The organism is Candidatus Flexifilum breve, from assembly GCF_016713355.1.
Genome location: NZ_JADJPI010000018.1, coordinates 1 through 18119 on the forward strand (window position 1 = coordinate 1; position 18119 = coordinate 18119).

The window sequence follows — 18119 nt, forward strand, 5'->3', positions numbered from 1 at the left end:
GCCAAAATCCTAGCCGCGGGGTAATCCCATTCGAACGCCGCAAGTCAGGGCGAGTTGAAGGTTAACTTTCGTGACGCACTGAGATCACGTTTCTAATCCAGCTTTTGCTGCTAGTCCCTTGTAGTCGAGAATCTGGATCTGCTGGCGCTTGACCAAAATCAGCTTCTCCTTGGCTAAATTTCGCAGGGTGCGGTTGAGCACATCCGGGACAGTGCCGAGCCGATTTGCCAACTCCGCTTGAGTTGCCCAGCGGGGTCGGTGCAGCTGCTCAGCAGTCGATTGTTCGATGAGATAACGCGCGAGCCGCACTTCAATCGTGCGCAGCGAAAGATCTTCGAATTATCGCGACCACCCTGCACTGCACCTAACCGCGAGGCGCCGAATGACGACGCGCGCCGTTGGGAGATTCATCCAGCAATTTCAGCATATCCTCTTTCTGGATGACCCATACCGTTGCCGCTTCGAGCGTAACGACCGTCGCCGGATTGGTCGATTCGATAAACACGCCAATCGCGTTGAATGCCTCCCCTACGCCGATGCGGAAGCACCTGCTCCTACCATCGAGCGACATCTTCACGGCCTTAAGCCACCCACGCTGCACGATATAGATCGCAACTTCTGGTGATCCTTCCAGAAGCACCACCTGCCCCGCAGCATATTCTTGCCGCACAGCGCGCGCAGCAATCATTTTCACGAGAGATGCATCAACATCAGTGAGGTAGGGAACCGCTGTTAAGGCGCGTAGCGCCTCATCGGTCACATCCATTGTGTTCCTAGACACCTATTTTGTTCAGGCCGCTCATTATCGCCCAGACGGATTCGGTCAACAAGTTTCATCCGGGTCAAATTCGACAAAGTCGAAGACAGCCGACCAACTCCAACCTATGCTGTCCGGATACAAAAGTCGAACACCACCAATCACATTACCCGCCAGCAGCAGAGCAGAGGAGCCACATGTCAGCCATGGGGTATCCCAACTGGCAGACGACCGTTGTTTCGCACCGGATGGTCCGCGGCGCAAACACTCGTGGAGAACACGCAGGTCAAAGTCGTGATCGTCGGCCTCGAAGCCGGGCAAAAGCTGCCTCCGCATCCGCAGACGTTGGCGATCTACCACTTTCTTGAAGGCACGGGCTGGATGATCGTTGACGATGAACGGCATCCCGTCAGCGCGGGAACGATCATCATCACCCCCAACGGCGCTAAACGCGGAATTGAGGCAGAAACTCGCTTGGCGTTTCTGGCCACCCGGATGTCCAAAGCCGAATAGCTGCTCAGTCAACATTTCACGCTTTCGCTAAACCCAAACACAGCCCATCAGAGGAGGAACCGCGTGTTCAACCCGTATGTTCTCATGACCTTTCTTTACCTTGCCCTTGCCGTTCTCGGCGCGTTGGATGCCTCGCTGGTTAACTTCCAGTTCCTGCCCGCGTTTGCGGGATTACGCTGGATACGGGTGCATTTAATTACCCTAGGCGCGCTGACGGAGTTCGCTTTTGGCATCCTGCCGCTGGTCGCGGCAGCACGCATCAAACTGCCACGTCCCCAATTCCGGTGGGACATCTGGCTCACACTGAATCTCGGACTGCTGATTTTGCTGGTGGGCATTCCCATGATCAACGGCGCTCTGATCACCATTGGTGGAGGGCTGATCTTCGCCGCGGCCATCCTGCTCATCATCCAGCTGGGTCAACTGCGCGATCCGGGTGCTGTGACGCACCCCTCCGGCCGGACGGAAATTTTACGCCATGGGGCTCGTCTACCTGCTCGTGGGTATTACCGTGGCACAGGCTTATGGCAGGCTGGAGCGCGTGGCTGCAAATCAAGTGCCGATTGAAGTTCACATCCACGCGAATAACTGGGGTTTCATGTCGTTGATCTTCGCCGGACTGCTGCTGGTCGATCTCTATCCAAGTTTCACCGGGCGTTCATTACAGTGGCCGCGTTCGATCACCAGTTTTCTGGATGATGACGTTTGGTGCGCTCGGTCTGGTTCTGGGGCCGTGGGTACAATCGGATCTATTCTCTGTACCGGGGCTGATCCTCCACCTCTCGGCGACCATCTGGCTGCTGATCAAGGTTGTCAAGCCGCTCTGGGGAGAGCGCAGCACGTGGTCAGCGGGGATGCTGCATTTGGTCACCGCTTACGCGTGGATTCTCGCGCCAGTTATGGTTGCCCCGCTTATCATCCTCGGAGTGCCGGGATTCCCCGGTGCGGGCATCGAACAAAACGCGCCGCAAGCCCTCATCTACGGTTGGGTACTTCAGTTCGGCTCTGCGATCATCCGCTGGTGTTCCGACGCATGCTCGCGCCCAAAGCGCCGCCCAAGCTCGGTGGCAATTGGTTCAGCCTGATCGCTGTGCATCTCGGCGGAGTCCTGCTGTGGCTCGGCATTTTCCTGCGGGCTGCGCAGCTGGTGTTACACGGCGCGGCGTATGGATTGTGGTTCGCGTCTATGCTGCCACTTGCCTATGAAGTCTGGCAAATTGTCCGTACCGGGTTCGCAGAGATTGCAGGCACAAAATTTGAGCCGCCAGTGCTCGACAGCCCACCGGTCAATTGAAGCGGTAATTTCAGCCTATCCGGGTTGGCTCAAGCGCCTAATCCGACGTATTCGTCACCGCGATGACAAACGGATGCACTGCTCCCGCGCCTGAACGCTGGAGCAAATCGCCGAGCACGGTCAACGTCCACCGCGAGTCGGCAATATCATCCACCAACAAAATTGTTTCACCTTGCAGGCGTTTGACCACCGCAAACCGCTCTAGCACGTTGAGCGCCTGCTGATAGCTGTTGCGCATTTCCGTTTGCGGCGGATGCTGGGCCGTATGTTCCAGCGCCTGCACCACTGGCAAGCCGACTTTCTGGGCGAGGCGTTCGGCGAACTCGGTCACCAACTGGGGGCGGCGCAGCGACGGCACGGGGACGATGAGTCTGGGTGGCGTTGACAGCGAACGTAGGTGTGCACGTAAAGCGAGCGCGGATGCCTCGACGAGCGCCTCATCGTAGCGCAAACCGCGCCCCCGGTCAGCGCGCACGAGCGCGCCATACCCATCGTCAAAATAGACGCACAGCGCCAATCCCGGCTGATTCACGCGCATGTCTGTCGTTTTGGCGATGCCCGGCAGCCCGGCTGACCAGCGGCGGCGCGGTTCAAATGTCAGCGGTTTACCCTGCCGCAAAAACTGCTGCGCGCGAACAATGGCTTGATTGTCCGGCTGGAACTTGCTACTTACCCCGGTGCAGTTTTTACAGCGACCACAGCGCTGCGGCGGCTGCGGATCATCGAGTGCCGCCGCGATGAAATGCATCAGGCAGCCCGCTTCGCGCGTATAGGCTTGCATGTGGCGCAGCTCTGCATAGCGCATCTGGGTGACCGACTCCCAGCGCGCATAGTCTGGCTGTGTATCGGTCTTCAGCAGCACATAGGCCGAGTCACGCTTTTCGATGATCCGTTCAACTTCCAGATGCGTCAGGATTTTCTCCAGCACCGACAGGCGCGCATTGACATCGCCGAATTGACCTGTTGGGGCGTGGGAAAGGCAGTATCGATGAAATAGCGCTGAATATCTTCATCGCCGGGACCGTGCATCAGGACGATGTAGGCTTTGTCGATCCCCCGGCCTGCGCGCCCGATCTGCTGGTAGTAACTGATGATATTCCCCGGCAGTTGATAATGGATGACAAAATGCAGATCGCTCTTATCAAAGCCCATGCCTAAAGCGACGCTGGAGACCAGCGCCTTGACCTGATTATTCATCAACTGCTGTTCAAGTTCGGCACGGTCTTCGGCTTCCTGCGCTTCGACGTCGGCGTAATAGGGTTTGACGTTCAGCCCGTCAGCTTTCAGCCAATCCGCGACCAAGCGGCAGTCGCGCGTCGTCGTACAGTAGATGATGCCGCTGCCGGGAATAGTGCGCAGAAGATGCGACAGCAGCGTGAGCCGGGTCGCAGCATCCAGCGCCTCGGGATAGACATAGAGGGCGAGACTGTCGCGGGTAAGCGAGCCGCGCTGGATGTGAATCCCCGTACCGAGGATTTCGGCCACATCCTTGACTACGCGATCATTCGCCGTCGCCGTTGTACCGATCACGGGCGTGTGCGCGGGGATTTCATCCAGCAGATTCATAATCCGGCGATAATTCGGGCGGAAGTCGTGGCCCCAATCCGAAATACAGTGCGCCTCATCGACCACCAGCAAGCCGACCTGCTCCCGCAGCACCGACCAGACCTGCGCCTGAAAGCGATCATTGGCGAGCCGTTCGGGGGATATCAGCAGCAAATCGATCTCACCGTTCAATAAATCCTGCTCGATGATCGGGTGTTCGTCCGCGTTATCGCTGTTGATGGTGGCGGCGCGCAGTCCCCACTGCGCCGCCGAGTCGATCTGGTTGCGCATCAGCGAGAGCAGCGGACTGATCAGGATCGTGACGCCCGCACCCTGAGCGCGCAGCAAGCGCGTCGCCATGAAATAGACGAGACTTTGCCCCACCCGGTGCGCTGCACCACCAACACCCGCTGACGATTGACCACCAGCGCCTCAATCGCTTCCCATTGACCATCGCGAAAATGCGCCTGAGCGCCGAGGGTGGACTGCAACCACTGTTCTGCTTGGGTACGTAGAGAATTAACCATGTCGTCGACTGACTCTAAGGATCACGGCATCAAATTATACTATAGCTAGAGGGGATGTTATGGAGTGTCAGCGTTCGTGGAGTCCGGGGCAGCCCGCCGACATCGGTAGGCTGCCCCGATTTACACTTTAGGCTACGCGCCCGGCATCGTCGAGGTGACGATGAAGAAGGCCGCAATCACGGCGATGACGACCGCCGCGACGGAGACCAGGCGCGCCACCGACCGCACAATGATCGGTTGTTCGGCGAGCTGGGCAAAGCGCGGCGTGGTGGCGACAACGTCGCCGAGTCGGCCAGCCATCCACGTGGAGACGAATGCCCCGACAAACAGCGCCGGAATCATCAGCGGCACATTGCTGGCGCTGAGAATCGGAATGGTAAACCACAGCGGAATCTGCGGGAGCACGGCCACCGTGCCCACAACGGTGACCACAAGCGCCGTGAAGATCGGGCTCAGCGCCTGCCCGCGTGAAACGCGATACCAGACGGCGACATCCAGCGCAATGACCAACGGCAGCGTCAGCAGCATCGTTGACAGCCCGGTATCCCCATAGCCGAGGAACAGAAACGAACCACTGCGCACGACCGACGCGATCAGCCACAGGAACGTCGCCATGCCGAAGCGTTTGGTGATATGCAGGGCCATGGTGGTCGGGAACAACGCGGCAAACGCGGCGAGGAACGGCAGCGCCCAATCGGGACGCGCTTCGACCAAGGCGGGCAGACGCGGGAGCGTATCCGGTGCGAGCACCACGGCTTCCCAGTCACCGAGCATGGGAATGAGCAGCGAGACGAACATCAGCGCCAGCGAAAACACGATCAGCAGTTCGAGGCGGCTGAGGTTAAGAATACTCGCCCATGTCTGTCGGGCGGGCGTATACGAGAGCAGAATGCTCAACACGCCGACCGCCGTGATGGTGCTCGACACGCTGAACACGAGGTGCGGCACGCTCATGCCGGTCAGGTCTTCGCCATACAGGACATGCCACAGGGGATCGGCGGGGAGTGTGAACAGGCTCAACATGCTGCCGAAGATGATCAACGTCACCGGAATATCGGCTTGCAGGCGCTGACGCAGCGTGCCGCTGCTGTTCCGCAGCACGCGCACCCACAAAAAGCCGCCGATGAGAATCGGCACGATCAGCGCGACATAGATGAACTGGTGCGGCTCCCAGAAGAAGTCTTCGCCAAACGGCAAGCCGGAACGCACATGCCACGTCACATCCCACAGACCGCCGATGATGCCCACGGTGTTCAGCAGGGTGAGCGCCAGCGCCACGCCCTGACGCAGTTCACGCGGCAGCGGCAGGTTCTTGCTCGGCGCGAGCGGCACGGGCAGCGGTTTGACGACGGCATACCACCCGAAACTGAGCAGCACCACCAGCCCGACAAATAGAATGATGAGCCCCGCGATGAACGCGGTGAAATCCGCGCTGGCAGGCACGCCCGAAAACACACCCATCAGGGCATAAACAAGGAGGGAAGCGAGTAGAAATTTGAGAATAACGTTACTACTGCTGTTCGACGTTTGCTGCATGTGACTACACCCTCTACCCCTTATGCGACGGTCGAAATGGACTTACACGAGCCAACGATAAGGGCAGCGGTTGGGACATCAAGACCAAGCGAGCGGAGATAGTCGCGGAGATCGACGAACGAACTCTGTACCTCACCGGGCAGCGGCCTAGTCAACTGATTGTCGTGGGACTCGTGTCCTATCACTATACGCTATTTAACGTACAACATACAAATTCCGCTCATTTGTGCGCAACCTGCTTGACTAAAAGGAACAATTGTTCTATGCTGTTGTCTGCCTAATACGCATCTCAAGGGGTAGTCATATGAGCGAAGTCCGTGTACTGGTTGGCACACGCAAGGGCGCTTTCGTACTGCGTTCAAACGAACAGCGCAAAGACTGGACGGTCGAAGGCCCACACTTTCCCGGCTGGGAAATCTATCACATCACCGGGACACCGAGCGATCCCAATCGGCTGTACGTTTCGCAATCGGGCGGTTGGTTCGGACAAGTCATTCAGCGGTCCGACGATGCCGGCAAGACCTGGGAAACGATGAACAATGAATTCGCCTATGCTGGCGTTCCCGGCACGCATCAGTGGTACGACGGCACGCAGCATCCATGGGAATTCAAGCGCGTCTGGCATCTCGAACCGTCGCCGACCAACCCGGACTCGCTCTATGCGGGCGTTGAGGATGCCGCCCTCTTTCACTCGAATGACGGTGGCAAATCGTGGCAGGAACTTTCCGGCTTACGCGATGTGAAGGCTAATCTGTGGCAGCCCGGCGCGGGCGGCCTGTGCCTGCATACCATCGTGCTCAGCAAGGATGATCCGAAGCGCATCTTCGTCGCGATTTCGGCGGCGGGCGCGTTCCGCAGTGACGATGGCGGCCAAACGTGGCGCGCGGTCAACGAGGGGCTGAAATCGGATTATGAACTGCCGGACGCCACCGCCGAAGTCGGTCACTGTGTCCACAGCATCGCTATGCATCCGTCCCGCCCCAATATTCTGTTCATGCAAAAACACTGGGATGTGATGCGCTCGGACAACGGCGGCGACTCGTGGCACGAAATTAGTGGCAACCTGCCGAGCGATTTTGGCTTCCCGATCGGCGTCCATGCGCACGAACCGAACACGATCTACGTCGTGCCGATTACCAGCGACTCGCATCACTTCCCGCCCGACGGCAAGCTGCGCGTGTATCGCAGTCGTTCCGGCGGCAACGAATGGGAAGCGCTCACCAACGGTCTGCCGCAAAGCGACTGCTATGTGAACGTGCTGCGCAATGCGCTGGCCATCGACTCGCTCGCTTCGTGCGGCGTCTACTTCGGCACGACGGGCGGTCAGGTGTACGTGTCCGCCGATTCAGGCGATAACTGGCAGGCGATTGTCCACGACCTGCCCCCGGTGCTTTCAGTTGAGGTGCAAGTTCTATCATGATTACCGTGACGCTGCCCACCCACCTCCGCACGCTGGCGCGCGTGTCCGGCGCGGTTGAGCTCCACGTCGAGGAGCCGATTACGCAGCGGGCGATTCTCGACACGTTGGAGGCGGCGTATCCCATGCTGCGCGGCACGATTCGCGACCATGTGACCAAAGAGCGCCGCGCCTTCGTCCGCTTTTTTGCCTGTGGCGAAGACATTTCACACGAGTCACGAGACGCTGCCGTACCCGCGGAAGTTGCAGCGGGCAAAGAACCGTTCCGCATCATCGGGGCAATGGCCGGCGGGTAAAATAACCGATGTGTAGGGACAAGCCCACATCAGGTCGATGCGGGTCTCGGACCGACAATAAATACCTGGTCGGTTACCTTCAGTATGGTAGCCGCCGAATACAAAAACGGACGCCAAGTTGGGCGTCCGTTGCGTTTGAGGTCAGTTCTGCTCGGCGGCGGCGTGTTGACGCACATGCGGACATCCAGCAGCGACCGCCTTGCGGATCGTCGCGGCGTCGGTCAATTCGCTAAGCGGCTTGCGCTGGTAGCGCACGCGCACTTCCGACGGGTGATCCGCGCCGTTGCCGGTCACCACATGGATTTCCTTGAGAGGAGCTCCACGTCAAATTGCTGGAACAGCAGCGCGGTGATGATCGCCATTTCATTCTTGGCGAAGTTCATGCCCGTGCATTTGTGAATGCCACCGCCGAAGCCAACAATCGCAAACGGGTTTTTGCCCTCGCCACGTTCCGGCGCGTAACGATGCGGGTCAAACTGGTCGGGGTTAGCGAACACGTCGGCTTTCACATGTGAAGTCGCCGCGCTGACCATGAGCCGCCAGCCCGCCGGAATTTCGTACCCGCCGACTTGCAGCGGCGTCGTGACCGTGCGAATCTGCGTGTCGGCGGACGGACGCAGGCGCGTCGTCTCGTCGATGGCCCAGTACATGTGCTCAAGTTTGTGCAGCACGTTGGCGTCGACCAGACCGCCGTAAGCGACATTCTGCCGAATTTCCGCCTGTACCAACCCCAGATACTCCCGGTTTTGCAGCAGTAGCGCGACGAGCCACGCGGCTTGCCCGGCGGTCGTCTCGTGACCAGCGAACAGCAGCCCCATGAAAATCGTGACGATCTGTTCTTCCGGGCAGGAAGGTGCCATCTTTGAGCGGCGTCGCGAGCAGGATCGTGATGAGGTCGTCGTACTCACCGGGATGCTGACGTCGTGTCTCGATTACCTGTTTGAGCGTTGCGCTGATCTTCTGCTTGGCCCGGTCGCGGCGCTTGAACTTGGGCAGCGGGAGATTGGGCGGCAGCACCGGGTCGAGCGAGGCGCTGATCGCGGCGTATTCCTGCCAGAATTCGTCGCCCAATTCCTGCGCAAAAGCCTGACCGATCAGGGCGCGTCCGGCAACATACTGTGTCAACCGCAGCATTTCCTTGGTCACATCCAGCTCGCCGGATTGACCGAGCGAGTCCAACCACCCCTGCACTTCGGCATTCATGGCTTCAATGTAGCCCGTCATCCGTTCCCGCTTGAAGATTTCCTGCAGCAGCGGCCGCTGGTTGTAATACGCTTCCGCGCTGGCCGTGAACAGCACTTCGCCGATCGATGCCTTCAGGAAGGCGTACCCCTCCTGCATATTCAATGCCTTATCGGTTTCGGTATAGAACACTTTGTTGTGTTCAGCGCCGCTGATCACCAGAACGGGCTGCGGCCCGAGCTTGATCGCAAACAGATCGCCGTGTTCGGCATACCCGCGTTTGAATAATGCCTCGCGATTCCGCAGCATCTCGACCAGATGCCCGATCACCGGCCATCCGCCCGAGACCATCGGAGGAACAGTAACTGTCATGCTCACGCCCTCTACTACTGACTGTACAGTGTGCGAAGTTGATTGGTTTTGAAACAATCGTTTCAGAATAGACGCAATTGTAGCAGAGGTTAGGCCGGAGAAAGCTTAGGGATTGGTAAAATTCCTACAAATGCAGTAGTTGGATAATGATCTGAGTGATGGCCGGGGCATGCGGGTAATCTGGCTTCACACCCTTCACGGTGGCGAGGCCATGCAGCGCGCTCAGGATGGCATACGCGAGATCGCGCGGGTCTTGACCGCTGCTGACAGCCCCGTCAAGCTGTCCCTGCCGGATCACATCCGCGATGATCTGGGCGATGCCGAAATAGTGGGTGAGCAGCAACGGAGTCACATCCGGGTCACGTGTGCCGAATTCGACCATCGCGTTAAACGCCAGTGAACCTTGCGCAGGCGACTGCGAGTGGATGGCGTGCTCAATTGAGCCAAACAGGCGGCTGATGAACTCGTCAGGCTCGGGCTCGTCAAGCGCCATCTGCGCGATCTGCGCGCGTTCCTGTTCGCAAAAGCGGGCTAGCGTCGCGAGGAACAGTCCCCGTTTGTCGCCGAAAACCTCATACATGCTGCTGCTGCTAATGCCCGTCGCGTCGATCAAGTCACGGATTGATGTCGCTTCATAGCCGCGTTCCCAGAACAGCCGCATCGCCCGGCTGATCACTTCGTCTTTGTCAAATTCGCGTGGTCGTGGCATTTCAACGACTCTTTCACCCTCTGTTTAATGGCTATTCTAACAGTGTTATACTGCCAGCATCTAGCCTACCTAGGCCGACAAAAGGAAAACCCCGGCCGGACCGACCCGGGGGGGCAGGGGAGGGGGGGGAGGAGAGAAAGGAAGACCCCCGCCCCCCCCCCCCCCCCCGCCGGCGCCGCCCCGGCGCCGGGGGGGGGGGGCCCCCCCCCCCCAAGGGGGGCCCCCCCCCCCAACCAAAAAACAACAAAAACCCCCCGCGGGGCGCCCCCCCCCCCCCCCACCACCCGGGCGGGGGGGGGGGGGGGGGCGGCCGCCCGGCCCCCCCCCCGGGCCCCCCCCCACCCAAACCACCCCCCCCCCCGGCCCGCCCCCCCCCCCCCCCCCCCCCCGCCCCCCCCCCGCCCCCGCGGGGGCCGCCCCCGGCGGGGGGCGCGCCCCCCCCCCCCCCCCCCCACCGCCCCCCCCCCGCCCCCCCCCCCCGCCCCCCCGCCCCCTTCCCCCCCCCCCCCCCCCCCCCCCCCCCCTCCCCCCTCTTTCGGGCGCCCCTTGCCGGGCCCCCCCCGGGGCGCCCCCCCGCCCCCCGGCGCCCCCCCCCCCCCCCCCCCCCCCCCCCCCCCCCCCCCCCCCCCCCCCCACCCCCGGGGCCCCCCCCCCCCCCCCCCCCCCGCGCCCCCCGGCGGGGCCCCCCGCCCCCCGCCCCCCCGGCGCCCCCCCCGGCCGCGGCCCCCCCCCCCCCCCCCCCCCCCCCCCCCCCCCCCCCACCCCCCGCCGCGCCCCGGGAGGGGGGGGGGGGGCGGGGGCGCCCCCCCCCGACCGGGGGGGGCCCCCCCCCTAGCCAGCCGAAGTGTGTGGAACGTTATCGTCGGGATCCGCCCGTGCGCGGACTCCGTCCGCAATGAATCGATCCTTGAGGAGGACAGCCATGACCGACCAACTTGAGCGCAACAAACAAACCGTGATCGCCTTCTATGATCTCATGTTCAACCAGTGTAAACCGGCTGAAGCCATGGCACTTTACAGCGGTGATCAGTACATCCAGCACAATCCGGCGGTGCCGGACGGGAAAGAGGCCTTCATCGCGTACTTCACACACATGGCGCAGGAGTATCCGGGCAAGCGCGTTGAGTTCCGCCGGGTGATTGCCGAAGGCAATTACGTCGTGCTGCACTGCTACCAGCAGTGGCCCGGCGACAGCGACTGGGCGGGGATCGACATTTTTCGCGTGGATGACAATGGCAAGGTCGTCGAGCACTGGGACGTGCTGCAAGCCATCCCGGCCACCGCGGCGAACAATAACACGATGTTTTAAAGCCATACAGGGAGTCGAGCCAGTCTGCCATGACCACCACTTGCGCCCATGGCAGACTGTATTTGAGGAGTCAGTCAGTTAGAGCGCCCGCATCCGGTTGCCGCGCGCATTGTGCTCGACTTCGGCGAGCCCTAGCGCTTCGAGCAGCGGCGGAATATACATGCCGAAGCGACCGCGCAGTCCTTTTTTGAGCCCATACCACCCGCCGACCGGATTGTCAGGCGACCGCCCCCACGCTTCGACCGTCCCCTCTTTGGCCGGCTTTTGCTCGTCGGCGCTGCCCAGCTCCATCCAGTCGCCGTGCGCTTTGAGCATCGCGTGCAGGTCATTGATGCAGCGCAGATCGTAGAACAGCGTGGTTGTGCCGACTGTGCACACCAGCACCGGCGGATCTTTGCTCTCATCCTTATACAGCGTGTAGTCCGACGTTCCCGGCGGCGTCTTCAACACCCACGGATCAGCCTGCGTCCCGGTTCCTTTGGCGTTCTGTTCGCTCATCTTATGCTCCCTTTATGCTGTTCTTCTATACTATGCCAGAATTATTCAAGGCGCTTACGCGCGCTCAGCCGCCGCCTTCAAATCAGCGGCGTAACGTTCAAATATGGGACGAAAATCCAGGAGTGAGCCGGCGATCATCGGCAGCATCAAGCCGGAGAAGCTTTCCTCCATCGCGAACTCCGTGCTGCCGCTGCCTTTGGGGGTGAGGGTGAAGCGCCGTTCACCCTTGAACATCGGCGCCGCTCCATCTTGCCACAGCATGTGGGCATTCGGCTCAAATTTGGCGACTTTCAGCTTGAAAATCCGCTCCGAACTCGTCGATTTCAAGCGGATGGTTTCGCCGGGGGCGATCTTGCCATCAATGCTCGTGATCGTCGAATTCCAGGTGGGAAACTGCTGGGCATTGGTCAGCAGTGCCCAGATGCGTTCCGGCGGCGCTTTCACATTGATCTGGACGCCCACTTGCATCCGAAACAGCGTTTTCGAGGTGGTGGCTTGACCATCTTTCGGCATTCCTCATCCTTTTGCTCACATTCGATCGTTATGTAACGACAGAGATGTGTCAAAGGATGCGCTGTTTTCCAGTTCACTATACGATCCACAGCACACTCATCGTCAGGCACTCCAGCGCTCGCCAGAAGGAATCGGTATGCTCACTGAACTAAATCAACACGAGTTTGGCAGCACCGTCGAACCCTACCGCCGGGAACTGCAAGTCCACTGCTATCGCCTGCTCGGTTCGCTGCAAGATGCCGAAGACATGGTGCAGGAAACCTTGCTGCGGGCGTGGAAACGCCGTGAAACCTACACGGAAGACATCTCCGCGCGGGCGTGGCTCTACAAAATCGCGACTAATGTCTGCCTCGACGCACTCAAGAAAACGCGGCGGCGCGTGATCCCCAAAACGCTGCGGGATGCCGAGCCGAGCGGCGACTCTGTCCCACCGCCAATCCTCGAACCCATCTGGCTCGATCCGTATCCTGATGATCTCATTCCGTGGGATGCGGCGCATCCCGAACAGCAGGTCGTCACCCGCGAAACGGTGAGCATCGCGTTTCTGGCAGCGCTCCAACTGCTACCACCCCGCCAGCGCGCCGTACTGCTGCTCAGCGATGTGCTCGACTGGAGCGCAGCGGAGATTGCGGCATTGTTGGAGACAACCGTTTCAGCGGTCAAAAGCGCGCTGCATCGGGCGCGTTCAGCGATCGCCGCCGAAATCGAATTTCAAGAAATTCAGGAGGGGCCACTGCGTTCCGACAACGCGGCGCTGATGGCGCAGCTGGAAGCGTATGTCCGGGCGTGGGAAACTGCCGATGTGGACGCGCTGATCGACCTGCTGCGCGCCGACGCGACCTTCAGCATGCCACCGATCCCCTCGTGGTATCAGGGCACAGCGGCGATTCACCAAATCGTCGGCGCGCGCGTCTTTGCGGGGCAACCGGGACTCTGGCGCTTGCTGCCCGCCCGCGCGAACGGCCAGATCGCCTTTGGGCTGTACCGGCGCGGGGACGCATGTTATGCGGCCTATGGCATTCAAATCGTGACGTTTGCCGGTGACAGGATCAGCGACATTATCACCTTCCGCAAGCCGGATCTCGTGCCGCGCTTCGGATTGCCCGCCCGCATCTAGTCCAGCGCTAGGAATCAAACCCGGCCTCCGACACTTGGAGGTCGGGTTTTGTGGGCTACTCGATTTCGTGGGACCTATACTCGACGGAACTGCCAATGCTAGTAAAGTGCAAGACGTAGGTTTTACCGTTGGTCTGCGTGGCTCGAATTTGATAGTCGCACGAACTGAGGCGATAAACCCAAACTTGGGCGCTCTCATTGGCCGCAATTAAGGTGTTTTCGCTCGGGCATTCGCCTAATTCGGCGGCGCTCACAAACAAGAGGGCTGCGCCTTGAGGGCTGTAGATGGCTACGCCGAGACCCGTGGCCTGTTCCCACGGATAAACGACAACCGGCGCGGCAACATCATACGCATTGAGGCGACCATCCGAAAAGTGGAAAGGCCCGTTACTATCGCTGGTGGGGCCGGAACTTCCGCTTGCTGGTGGACAGAGATACGGGTCATTGCCAATGAAATCGTTGCAGATGTAGACGTCAGCCGCCGCCCCGGCGCTTTTACCCGTGCAATCAAACTCAATAAAATGCTGGGTCGCAAAGACACCCGATGAATCCGTGCCAATCCACATCTTATCCCACTCTGACCAACGATTACTGCCATTTAAGAGATGTGTGCCAGTTGTCCAACCCGTATTTGTTGCGCTGGCTGCTGAAGTCGTGTAGTTGCCCGAAACGGTAGTCAGGACATATTCTCGATAAACAGTCATTGTCCAATAAATATCAGCCCGAACGTAGACATTAACACCCCCGGCCCCATTACAAGTTGCAAAGCTACTGGCAGAAAAACTACTGGAAGGGTCAACTTGTGCCATGACCGCGATTTGGCTAACTACGATAACAATTGCGGCTAGAATGATCGATTTGAGCTTCATGTTCTTCTCCAATGTCATCTTCGTTCTAAAACCAATCCATTCGCCACATCGTATCTGGCTTAAGAGAGCTTTTTCGATAGAGTAATTATCTACGAAAACAATGCTTTCACAGATAAAGCTTAAGTCAGAGATTTATAACACTGCTTGTTTGTCTTTAAAGCCAAATTGCCAGCAACCGTCTGCATCAGTAGCGGCAAATCGGGTAAGCCGCCTTACGCTTCGACGGTCACATCCCGGTTGTACGCCGCGATCACCGCGTCGATGTCAACTAATTCCCACAGCCGCAGTTGGGCTAAAATCGGACGATGCGCCGCGAAATAGGCGTACGTCGCGTCCTGTTCTACCCCGGTGCCGACCGGGCGGTAATAGATCAGGTCGAACAAGCCATCGACGTGCAAAATCTGCTGTTCGACGCGCTGAAAGTTGAACACCTGCTTATCCGTCACGCTGATCGTCAAATCGACACTCCCGTGCTGCATGTTGCCAAACGGAAACAGCAGTTTGTTCGGGCTGAGTTCGAGCACCACTTGGTCCCACACCGCGCGGAAATGCGCGTAATCCTCAGGCAGAAGCCGCGCGGACATAGCGTCGGGGTACTCATCGTAGAACGGCTCATGCCGCCGGAAAGCGTTACGCGCCTTAAAGCGAAAGACATGCTCCTGCTCGATCTGATCACAGTTGACCAGCCGTCCGCGCACATCCAACCGCGAATCGAAAATAGCGTCGAACACCGTCAGATAACTGCGCATCGACGCTTCGAGCGTGCTGTAGTCCGTCCCGTGCAGGGTGATTTCGTTTTCGTTGATCAGCCAATACAGCCCGCGAAAGTCCGTGATGTACAGCGGAAACTGATAATCACGCACTTGTTCCGCGACCGTCTCCAGCACGGCGATGATTTGCTCTTTGGGTGGCAGGCGCGTGATGTTGCCATAACCCGCCAGTCCGCGCAGATAGGCGATATCGGAGGGCGTCAGCCGCAGCGCCGCGCCGAGCCGGTCAATGGTCGACGGACGGGGCAGCCGCCGGCCTTTTTCCAATTCGATAACCGGCCCCGTCCCCTTCCAGCCGAGGCGCGCCGCTAGGTCAAAAATGCCGATCCCTTCCCGCTGACGAAAAGCGCGCAGGGCGGTTCCAAAAGTCGTTTTTTGTGTCATCACCGAATTTCTAATCCAACAACAGCAACTTTATTGACATAAAGCGTTGCTCTCACTATACTCACAAATCATAACTCATCAAGTGTTCATTTGTAATATTTTGAATGACTGCAACCCGAAAGCAGGCATTGTGACGTTACAGACTGCTGTAGTGATTGGCGCTGGACAAGGCATGGGGCAAACCACTGCTCTGCTGCTGGCGCGACACGGGCTCACCGTTTACCTCGTCGGGCGCACGGAGGCCAAGCTCCAGACCACCGCGGACGCGATTCGCGCAGCGGGCGGGAGCTGTCACGTATTTCCGGCTGACCTGACCGAAGAAACCGCGCTCGATGCGCTCACCGCCCAGCTCACCGCCGATCAGGTAGCGCTGGATCTGCTCGTCCACTGCGCGGGCGAATCGTTCATTAAGCCCATTGAAGACACCACCTTTGCTGACTTCAATCGCACGATCGCCATCAACTTAGGCACGGCGATTCTGGCTGTTACCAAGCTGGTCGGTTTTGTCCATACCAGCGCCAACCCCAGCCTCATTTTGATCTCCTCCAAAGTCGCCCTGCGTGGTTACGGTGGAGTTGCCGCGTATTCAGCCGCCAAAGCGGGCGTTGTTGGTTTCGCCCGGTCGCTGGCCGTCGAATTACGCCCGGAACGCATCCGCGTCGCTGCTTTATGCCCCGGCCCCGTCGATACCCCGATGCGCTGGTCAGCAACGCCGGATTTCGCACGCGATCTTGTCATCAGCGCCGAGACGATAGCCGAGACCATCTGGCATATCGCCAATTTGCCCCGCGGCACGATGACCGGCGAGCTTTTGATCCAAAGTGAACTCTACGATTAGTGTTACCCGGAGGTCTTCAATGCGTACACGGTTGTTCCGCCTTTTGTTACTCGTCGTGGTGATCGGTTTGCTGTCTGCGTCTGCCATTGGCGCGCAGGGTGCCCGTTCTGTCGTCATGTACTCGTTCGTCGCACTCTACACCATCGATCCGGCCGTTGGCTTTGATCAGGCGATTGGCAGCACCCTCAAGCAGTTGTACGACTCGCTGTTCCGCTATGTCGGCAACCCGCCCACCGTCTAACCGTGGCTGGCAGAGTCCTATACCGTCTCCGATGATGGTCTGACGTATACCGTCACCCTCCGTCAGGATGGGGCGTTTCAGGATGGCAGCCCGCTGACAGCCGAAGCCGTGGTCTATTGGGCGGGACGTCTGCTGCGCGGTGGACAAGGCGGGGCGGGTCCGTTCACGGGCGTGCTGGCTCCCCGGCGGCACGACCGCCGTCGACGAACACACCGTGCAGTTCGCGCTGACACAGCCGTATGGCCCGTTCCTCGACATTCTGACGTGGCTGTTCATCGTCAATCCGGCAGTCGTCGAAGCCAACCTCGGCGACGATGACGGCGTGACCTACCTGACGAACGCGTCCGCGGGTTCTGGCCCCTTCAGCATTTCCCAGTGGCGTCCGGGTGAACTCTACGAATTCACCGCCAACGCGGGTTACTGGCGCGGCTGGCCCAACGAAAACTATCCCACCACCGTGACGCGCGTCGTCACTCGTGAAGCGTCCACCCGCCGCCTCGGCATTGAAAGCGGCGAAGCGGATCTCGTGGATTGGATGTCGGTCGATGATGCAGTCGCGCTCAACGGCGTGAACGGTATTACGGTCGCCCCCGGCCCGACGCTGACCGTGTACGATGTCAAGATGAACACCGCGGACGGCCCCACCGCCGACGCCAACCTGCGCCGCGCCATCGCCTTCGCCGTCGATTACGACGCCATGCTGGCGATCTGGGGTGGCGGTGGGACGCGCCTCGCTGGCCCGCTGCCGCCGTCGCTCTCCGGTGACGCCGCCCCCATGTACAATCAGGATCTCGACGCGGCGCGCGCCGCGCTGGCCGCTTCGGCCTACCCGGACGGCGTCGCGCTGGAATACGTCTACGTGACCGGCCTCGAAGATGAACGCCGTACTGGTTTGGTACTGCAGGACTCGCTCGCGGAAATCGGCATCGACGTGACCATCAGCGCCGTCGCGTGGGCGGATGCGGTCGCCACCTTCGCCGACCCCGCCACTGCGCCCGATCTGTTCCCGCTGTACAGCGGCACCGCCTTCGCCGACCCGGACAACTACCTGTGGGCGTCGTTCCACTCGTCGCTGGCGGGCAACTGGACGAACCCCGGCCATTACGCTAATCCCGCCGTTGACGCGCTGCTCGAACAAGCCCGCGCCACGGTCGGCGCTGAAGAACGTGCCGCGCTCTACGATCAGGCCGTCGCGCTCCTCCCCGCGGACGCGCCGAACCTGTTCATCGCCACGACGCCCGAAGCTCACATCGTCGGCCCGCGCCTGAGCAACTATGGCGCGGTCTACTCGCCCGTCATGGGGTCGATGGAAGACTTCTACTTCTTCGCCGTCGGCGGGTGATTTTCGAACACATCTAACCGTAGGGGCTGGCCTTGCCCCTACAAAAAGATTGACCTCTTCAACGTGCATTTCCTTTGTTTCGCTTCGGCCT

Annotated in this window: 23 protein-coding genes and 2 pseudogenes; 12 read left to right on the forward strand and 13 right to left on the reverse strand. The window is 60.1% G+C overall.

Annotated features, from left to right (window positions below):
• Window positions 1-84: 84 nt before the first annotated feature.
• Together IPK17_RS16260 and IPK17_RS16265 are read right to left on the reverse strand one after the other, a co-directional pair.
• The gene (locus tag IPK17_RS16260; protein WP_343418738.1) at window positions 85-309 is read right to left on the reverse strand and encodes a helix-turn-helix domain-containing protein; all 225 of its coding nucleotides are present in this window, start codon (window positions 307-309) and stop codon (window positions 85-87) included.
• 55 nt (window positions 310-364) lie between these two features.
• Window positions 365-766, reverse strand: coding sequence for a Crp/Fnr family transcriptional regulator (locus tag IPK17_RS16265; protein WP_343418739.1), 402 nt, complete (start codon window positions 764-766; stop codon window positions 365-367).
• Window positions 767-991: 225 nt separating this feature from the next.
• Between IPK17_RS16265 and IPK17_RS16270 the strand changes: the two genes are divergently transcribed.
• The 4 genes from IPK17_RS16270 to IPK17_RS16285 all read left to right on the forward strand — a co-directional run bounded on the left by IPK17_RS16270 (window position 992) and on the right by IPK17_RS16285 (window position 2564).
• Window positions 992-1270, forward strand: a complete 279-nt coding sequence (locus IPK17_RS16270; protein WP_343418740.1) for a cupin domain-containing protein — start codon at window positions 992-994, stop codon at window positions 1268-1270.
• A 63-nt stretch (window positions 1271-1333) separates the two neighbouring features.
• On the forward strand, window positions 1334-1837 hold the full coding sequence (locus IPK17_RS16275; protein WP_343418741.1) for a hypothetical protein: 504 nt from the start codon (window positions 1334-1336) through the stop codon (window positions 1835-1837).
• A 128-nt stretch (window positions 1838-1965) separates the two neighbouring features.
• Window positions 1966-2355, forward strand: a complete 390-nt coding sequence (locus tag IPK17_RS16280; protein ID WP_343418742.1) for a hypothetical protein — start codon at window positions 1966-1968, stop codon at window positions 2353-2355.
• Window positions 2304-2564, forward strand: a complete 261-nt coding sequence (locus IPK17_RS16285) for a hypothetical protein (protein WP_343418743.1) — start codon at window positions 2304-2306, stop codon at window positions 2562-2564. The genes IPK17_RS16280 and IPK17_RS16285 overlap by 52 nt, the downstream gene beginning before the upstream one ends.
• A 37-nt stretch (window positions 2565-2601) precedes the next feature.
• Here IPK17_RS16285 and IPK17_RS16290 read toward each other — a convergent pair whose 3' ends face one another.
• From IPK17_RS16290 to IPK17_RS16300, 3 genes are all read right to left on the reverse strand, one after another.
• Window positions 2602-3492, reverse strand: a complete 891-nt coding sequence (locus tag IPK17_RS16290) for a ComF family protein (protein WP_343418744.1) — start codon at window positions 3490-3492, stop codon at window positions 2602-2604.
• Entirely contained in the window at window positions 3474-4493 is a 1020-nt protein-coding gene (locus IPK17_RS16295) for a RecQ family ATP-dependent DNA helicase (RefSeq protein WP_343418745.1), read from the reverse strand. The genes IPK17_RS16290 and IPK17_RS16295 overlap by 19 nt, the downstream gene beginning before the upstream one ends.
• Window positions 4494-4768: 275 nt before the next feature.
• Window positions 4769-6172, reverse strand: coding sequence for a hypothetical protein (locus IPK17_RS16300; RefSeq protein ID WP_343418746.1), 1404 nt, complete (start codon window positions 6170-6172; stop codon window positions 4769-4771).
• A 304-nt stretch (window positions 6173-6476) separates the two neighbouring features.
• Here IPK17_RS16300 and IPK17_RS16305 point away from each other — a divergent pair, with 304 nt between their 5' ends.
• Both IPK17_RS16305 and IPK17_RS16310 read left to right on the forward strand, forming a co-directional pair.
• On the forward strand, window positions 6477-7592 hold the full coding sequence (locus IPK17_RS16305) for a WD40/YVTN/BNR-like repeat-containing protein (RefSeq protein WP_343418747.1): 1116 nt from the start codon (window positions 6477-6479) through the stop codon (window positions 7590-7592).
• Complete coding sequence (locus tag IPK17_RS16310) at window positions 7589-7885, forward strand: MoaD/ThiS family protein (protein ID WP_343418748.1); 297 nt, start codon at window positions 7589-7591, stop codon at window positions 7883-7885. The genes IPK17_RS16305 and IPK17_RS16310 overlap by 4 nt, the downstream gene beginning before the upstream one ends.
• A 141-nt stretch (window positions 7886-8026) precedes the next feature.
• Here the strand turns inward: IPK17_RS16310 and IPK17_RS16315 are convergent, their stop codons facing one another.
• The 4 genes and pseudogenes from IPK17_RS16315 to IPK17_RS16330 form a co-directional block, all read right to left on the reverse strand.
• Window positions 8027-8182 (reverse strand): hypothetical protein, encoded by a 156-nt coding sequence (locus IPK17_RS16315; protein ID WP_343418749.1) that lies wholly within the window; start codon window positions 8180-8182, stop codon window positions 8027-8029.
• Window positions 8176-8745 (reverse strand): cytochrome P450, encoded by a 570-nt coding sequence (locus IPK17_RS16320; RefSeq protein ID WP_343418750.1) that lies wholly within the window; start codon window positions 8743-8745, stop codon window positions 8176-8178. Before IPK17_RS16320 ends, IPK17_RS16315 begins: the two co-directional genes overlap by 7 nt.
• Window positions 8746-8779: 34 nt before the next feature.
• Window positions 8780-9439: pseudogene (locus IPK17_RS16325) on the reverse strand (cytochrome P450); the annotation flags it as partial.
• Window positions 9440-9563: 124 nt separating this feature from the next.
• Entirely contained in the window at window positions 9564-10148 is a 585-nt protein-coding gene (locus IPK17_RS16330) for a TetR/AcrR family transcriptional regulator (RefSeq protein ID WP_343418751.1), read from the reverse strand.
• 922 nt (window positions 10149-11070) lie between these two features.
• Between IPK17_RS16330 and IPK17_RS16335 the strand changes: the two genes are divergently transcribed.
• Window positions 11071-11457, forward strand: coding sequence for a nuclear transport factor 2 family protein (locus IPK17_RS16335; RefSeq protein ID WP_343418752.1), 387 nt, complete (start codon window positions 11071-11073; stop codon window positions 11455-11457).
• Window positions 11458-11535: 78 nt separating this feature from the next.
• Here IPK17_RS16335 and IPK17_RS16340 read toward each other — a convergent pair whose 3' ends face one another.
• Both IPK17_RS16340 and IPK17_RS16345 read right to left on the reverse strand, forming a co-directional pair.
• Entirely contained in the window at window positions 11536-11955 is a 420-nt protein-coding gene (locus IPK17_RS16340) for a DUF6855 family protein (RefSeq protein ID WP_343418753.1), read from the reverse strand.
• Window positions 11956-12009: 54 nt separating this feature from the next.
• Window positions 12010-12468: an SRPBCC family protein gene (locus IPK17_RS16345; RefSeq protein WP_343418754.1), complete on the reverse strand. Its 459-nt coding sequence runs from the start codon at window positions 12466-12468 to the stop codon at window positions 12010-12012.
• Window positions 12469-12604: 136 nt separating this feature from the next.
• On the opposite strand from IPK17_RS16345, the gene IPK17_RS16350 reads away from it, so the two are divergent.
• On the forward strand, window positions 12605-13585 hold the full coding sequence (locus tag IPK17_RS16350) for an RNA polymerase subunit sigma-70 (protein WP_343418755.1): 981 nt from the start codon (window positions 12605-12607) through the stop codon (window positions 13583-13585).
• Window positions 13586-13640: 55 nt separating this feature from the next.
• Here the strand turns inward: IPK17_RS16350 and IPK17_RS16355 are convergent, their stop codons facing one another.
• On the reverse strand, window positions 13641-14453 hold the full coding sequence (locus IPK17_RS16355) for a hypothetical protein (RefSeq protein WP_343418756.1): 813 nt from the start codon (window positions 14451-14453) through the stop codon (window positions 13641-13643).
• Between the two features lie 212 nt (window positions 14454-14665).
• A complete protein-coding gene (locus tag IPK17_RS16360; protein ID WP_343418757.1) occupies window positions 14666-15607 on the reverse strand; it encodes a helix-turn-helix domain-containing protein in 942 nt (313 codons plus the stop codon).
• Window positions 15608-15737: 130 nt separating this feature from the next.
• Between IPK17_RS16360 and IPK17_RS16365 the strand changes: the two genes are divergently transcribed.
• The 4 genes and pseudogenes from IPK17_RS16365 to IPK17_RS16375 all read left to right on the forward strand — a co-directional run bounded on the left by IPK17_RS16365 (window position 15738) and on the right by IPK17_RS16375 (window position 18028).
• Complete coding sequence (locus IPK17_RS16365; RefSeq protein WP_343418758.1) at window positions 15738-16445, forward strand: SDR family NAD(P)-dependent oxidoreductase; 708 nt, start codon at window positions 15738-15740, stop codon at window positions 16443-16445.
• Window positions 16446-16464: 19 nt separating this feature from the next.
• On the forward strand, window positions 16465-16686 hold the full coding sequence (locus IPK17_RS16370) for a hypothetical protein (RefSeq protein ID WP_343418759.1): 222 nt from the start codon (window positions 16465-16467) through the stop codon (window positions 16684-16686).
• 39 nt (window positions 16687-16725) lie between these two features.
• A pseudogene (locus tag IPK17_RS40590) lies at window positions 16726-16782 on the forward strand (hypothetical protein); the annotation flags it as partial.
• 43 nt (window positions 16783-16825) lie between these two features.
• Complete coding sequence (locus IPK17_RS16375; protein ID WP_343418760.1) at window positions 16826-18028, forward strand: ABC transporter substrate-binding protein; 1203 nt, start codon at window positions 16826-16828, stop codon at window positions 18026-18028.
• The last annotated feature ends 91 nt before the right edge of the window (window positions 18029-18119 follow it).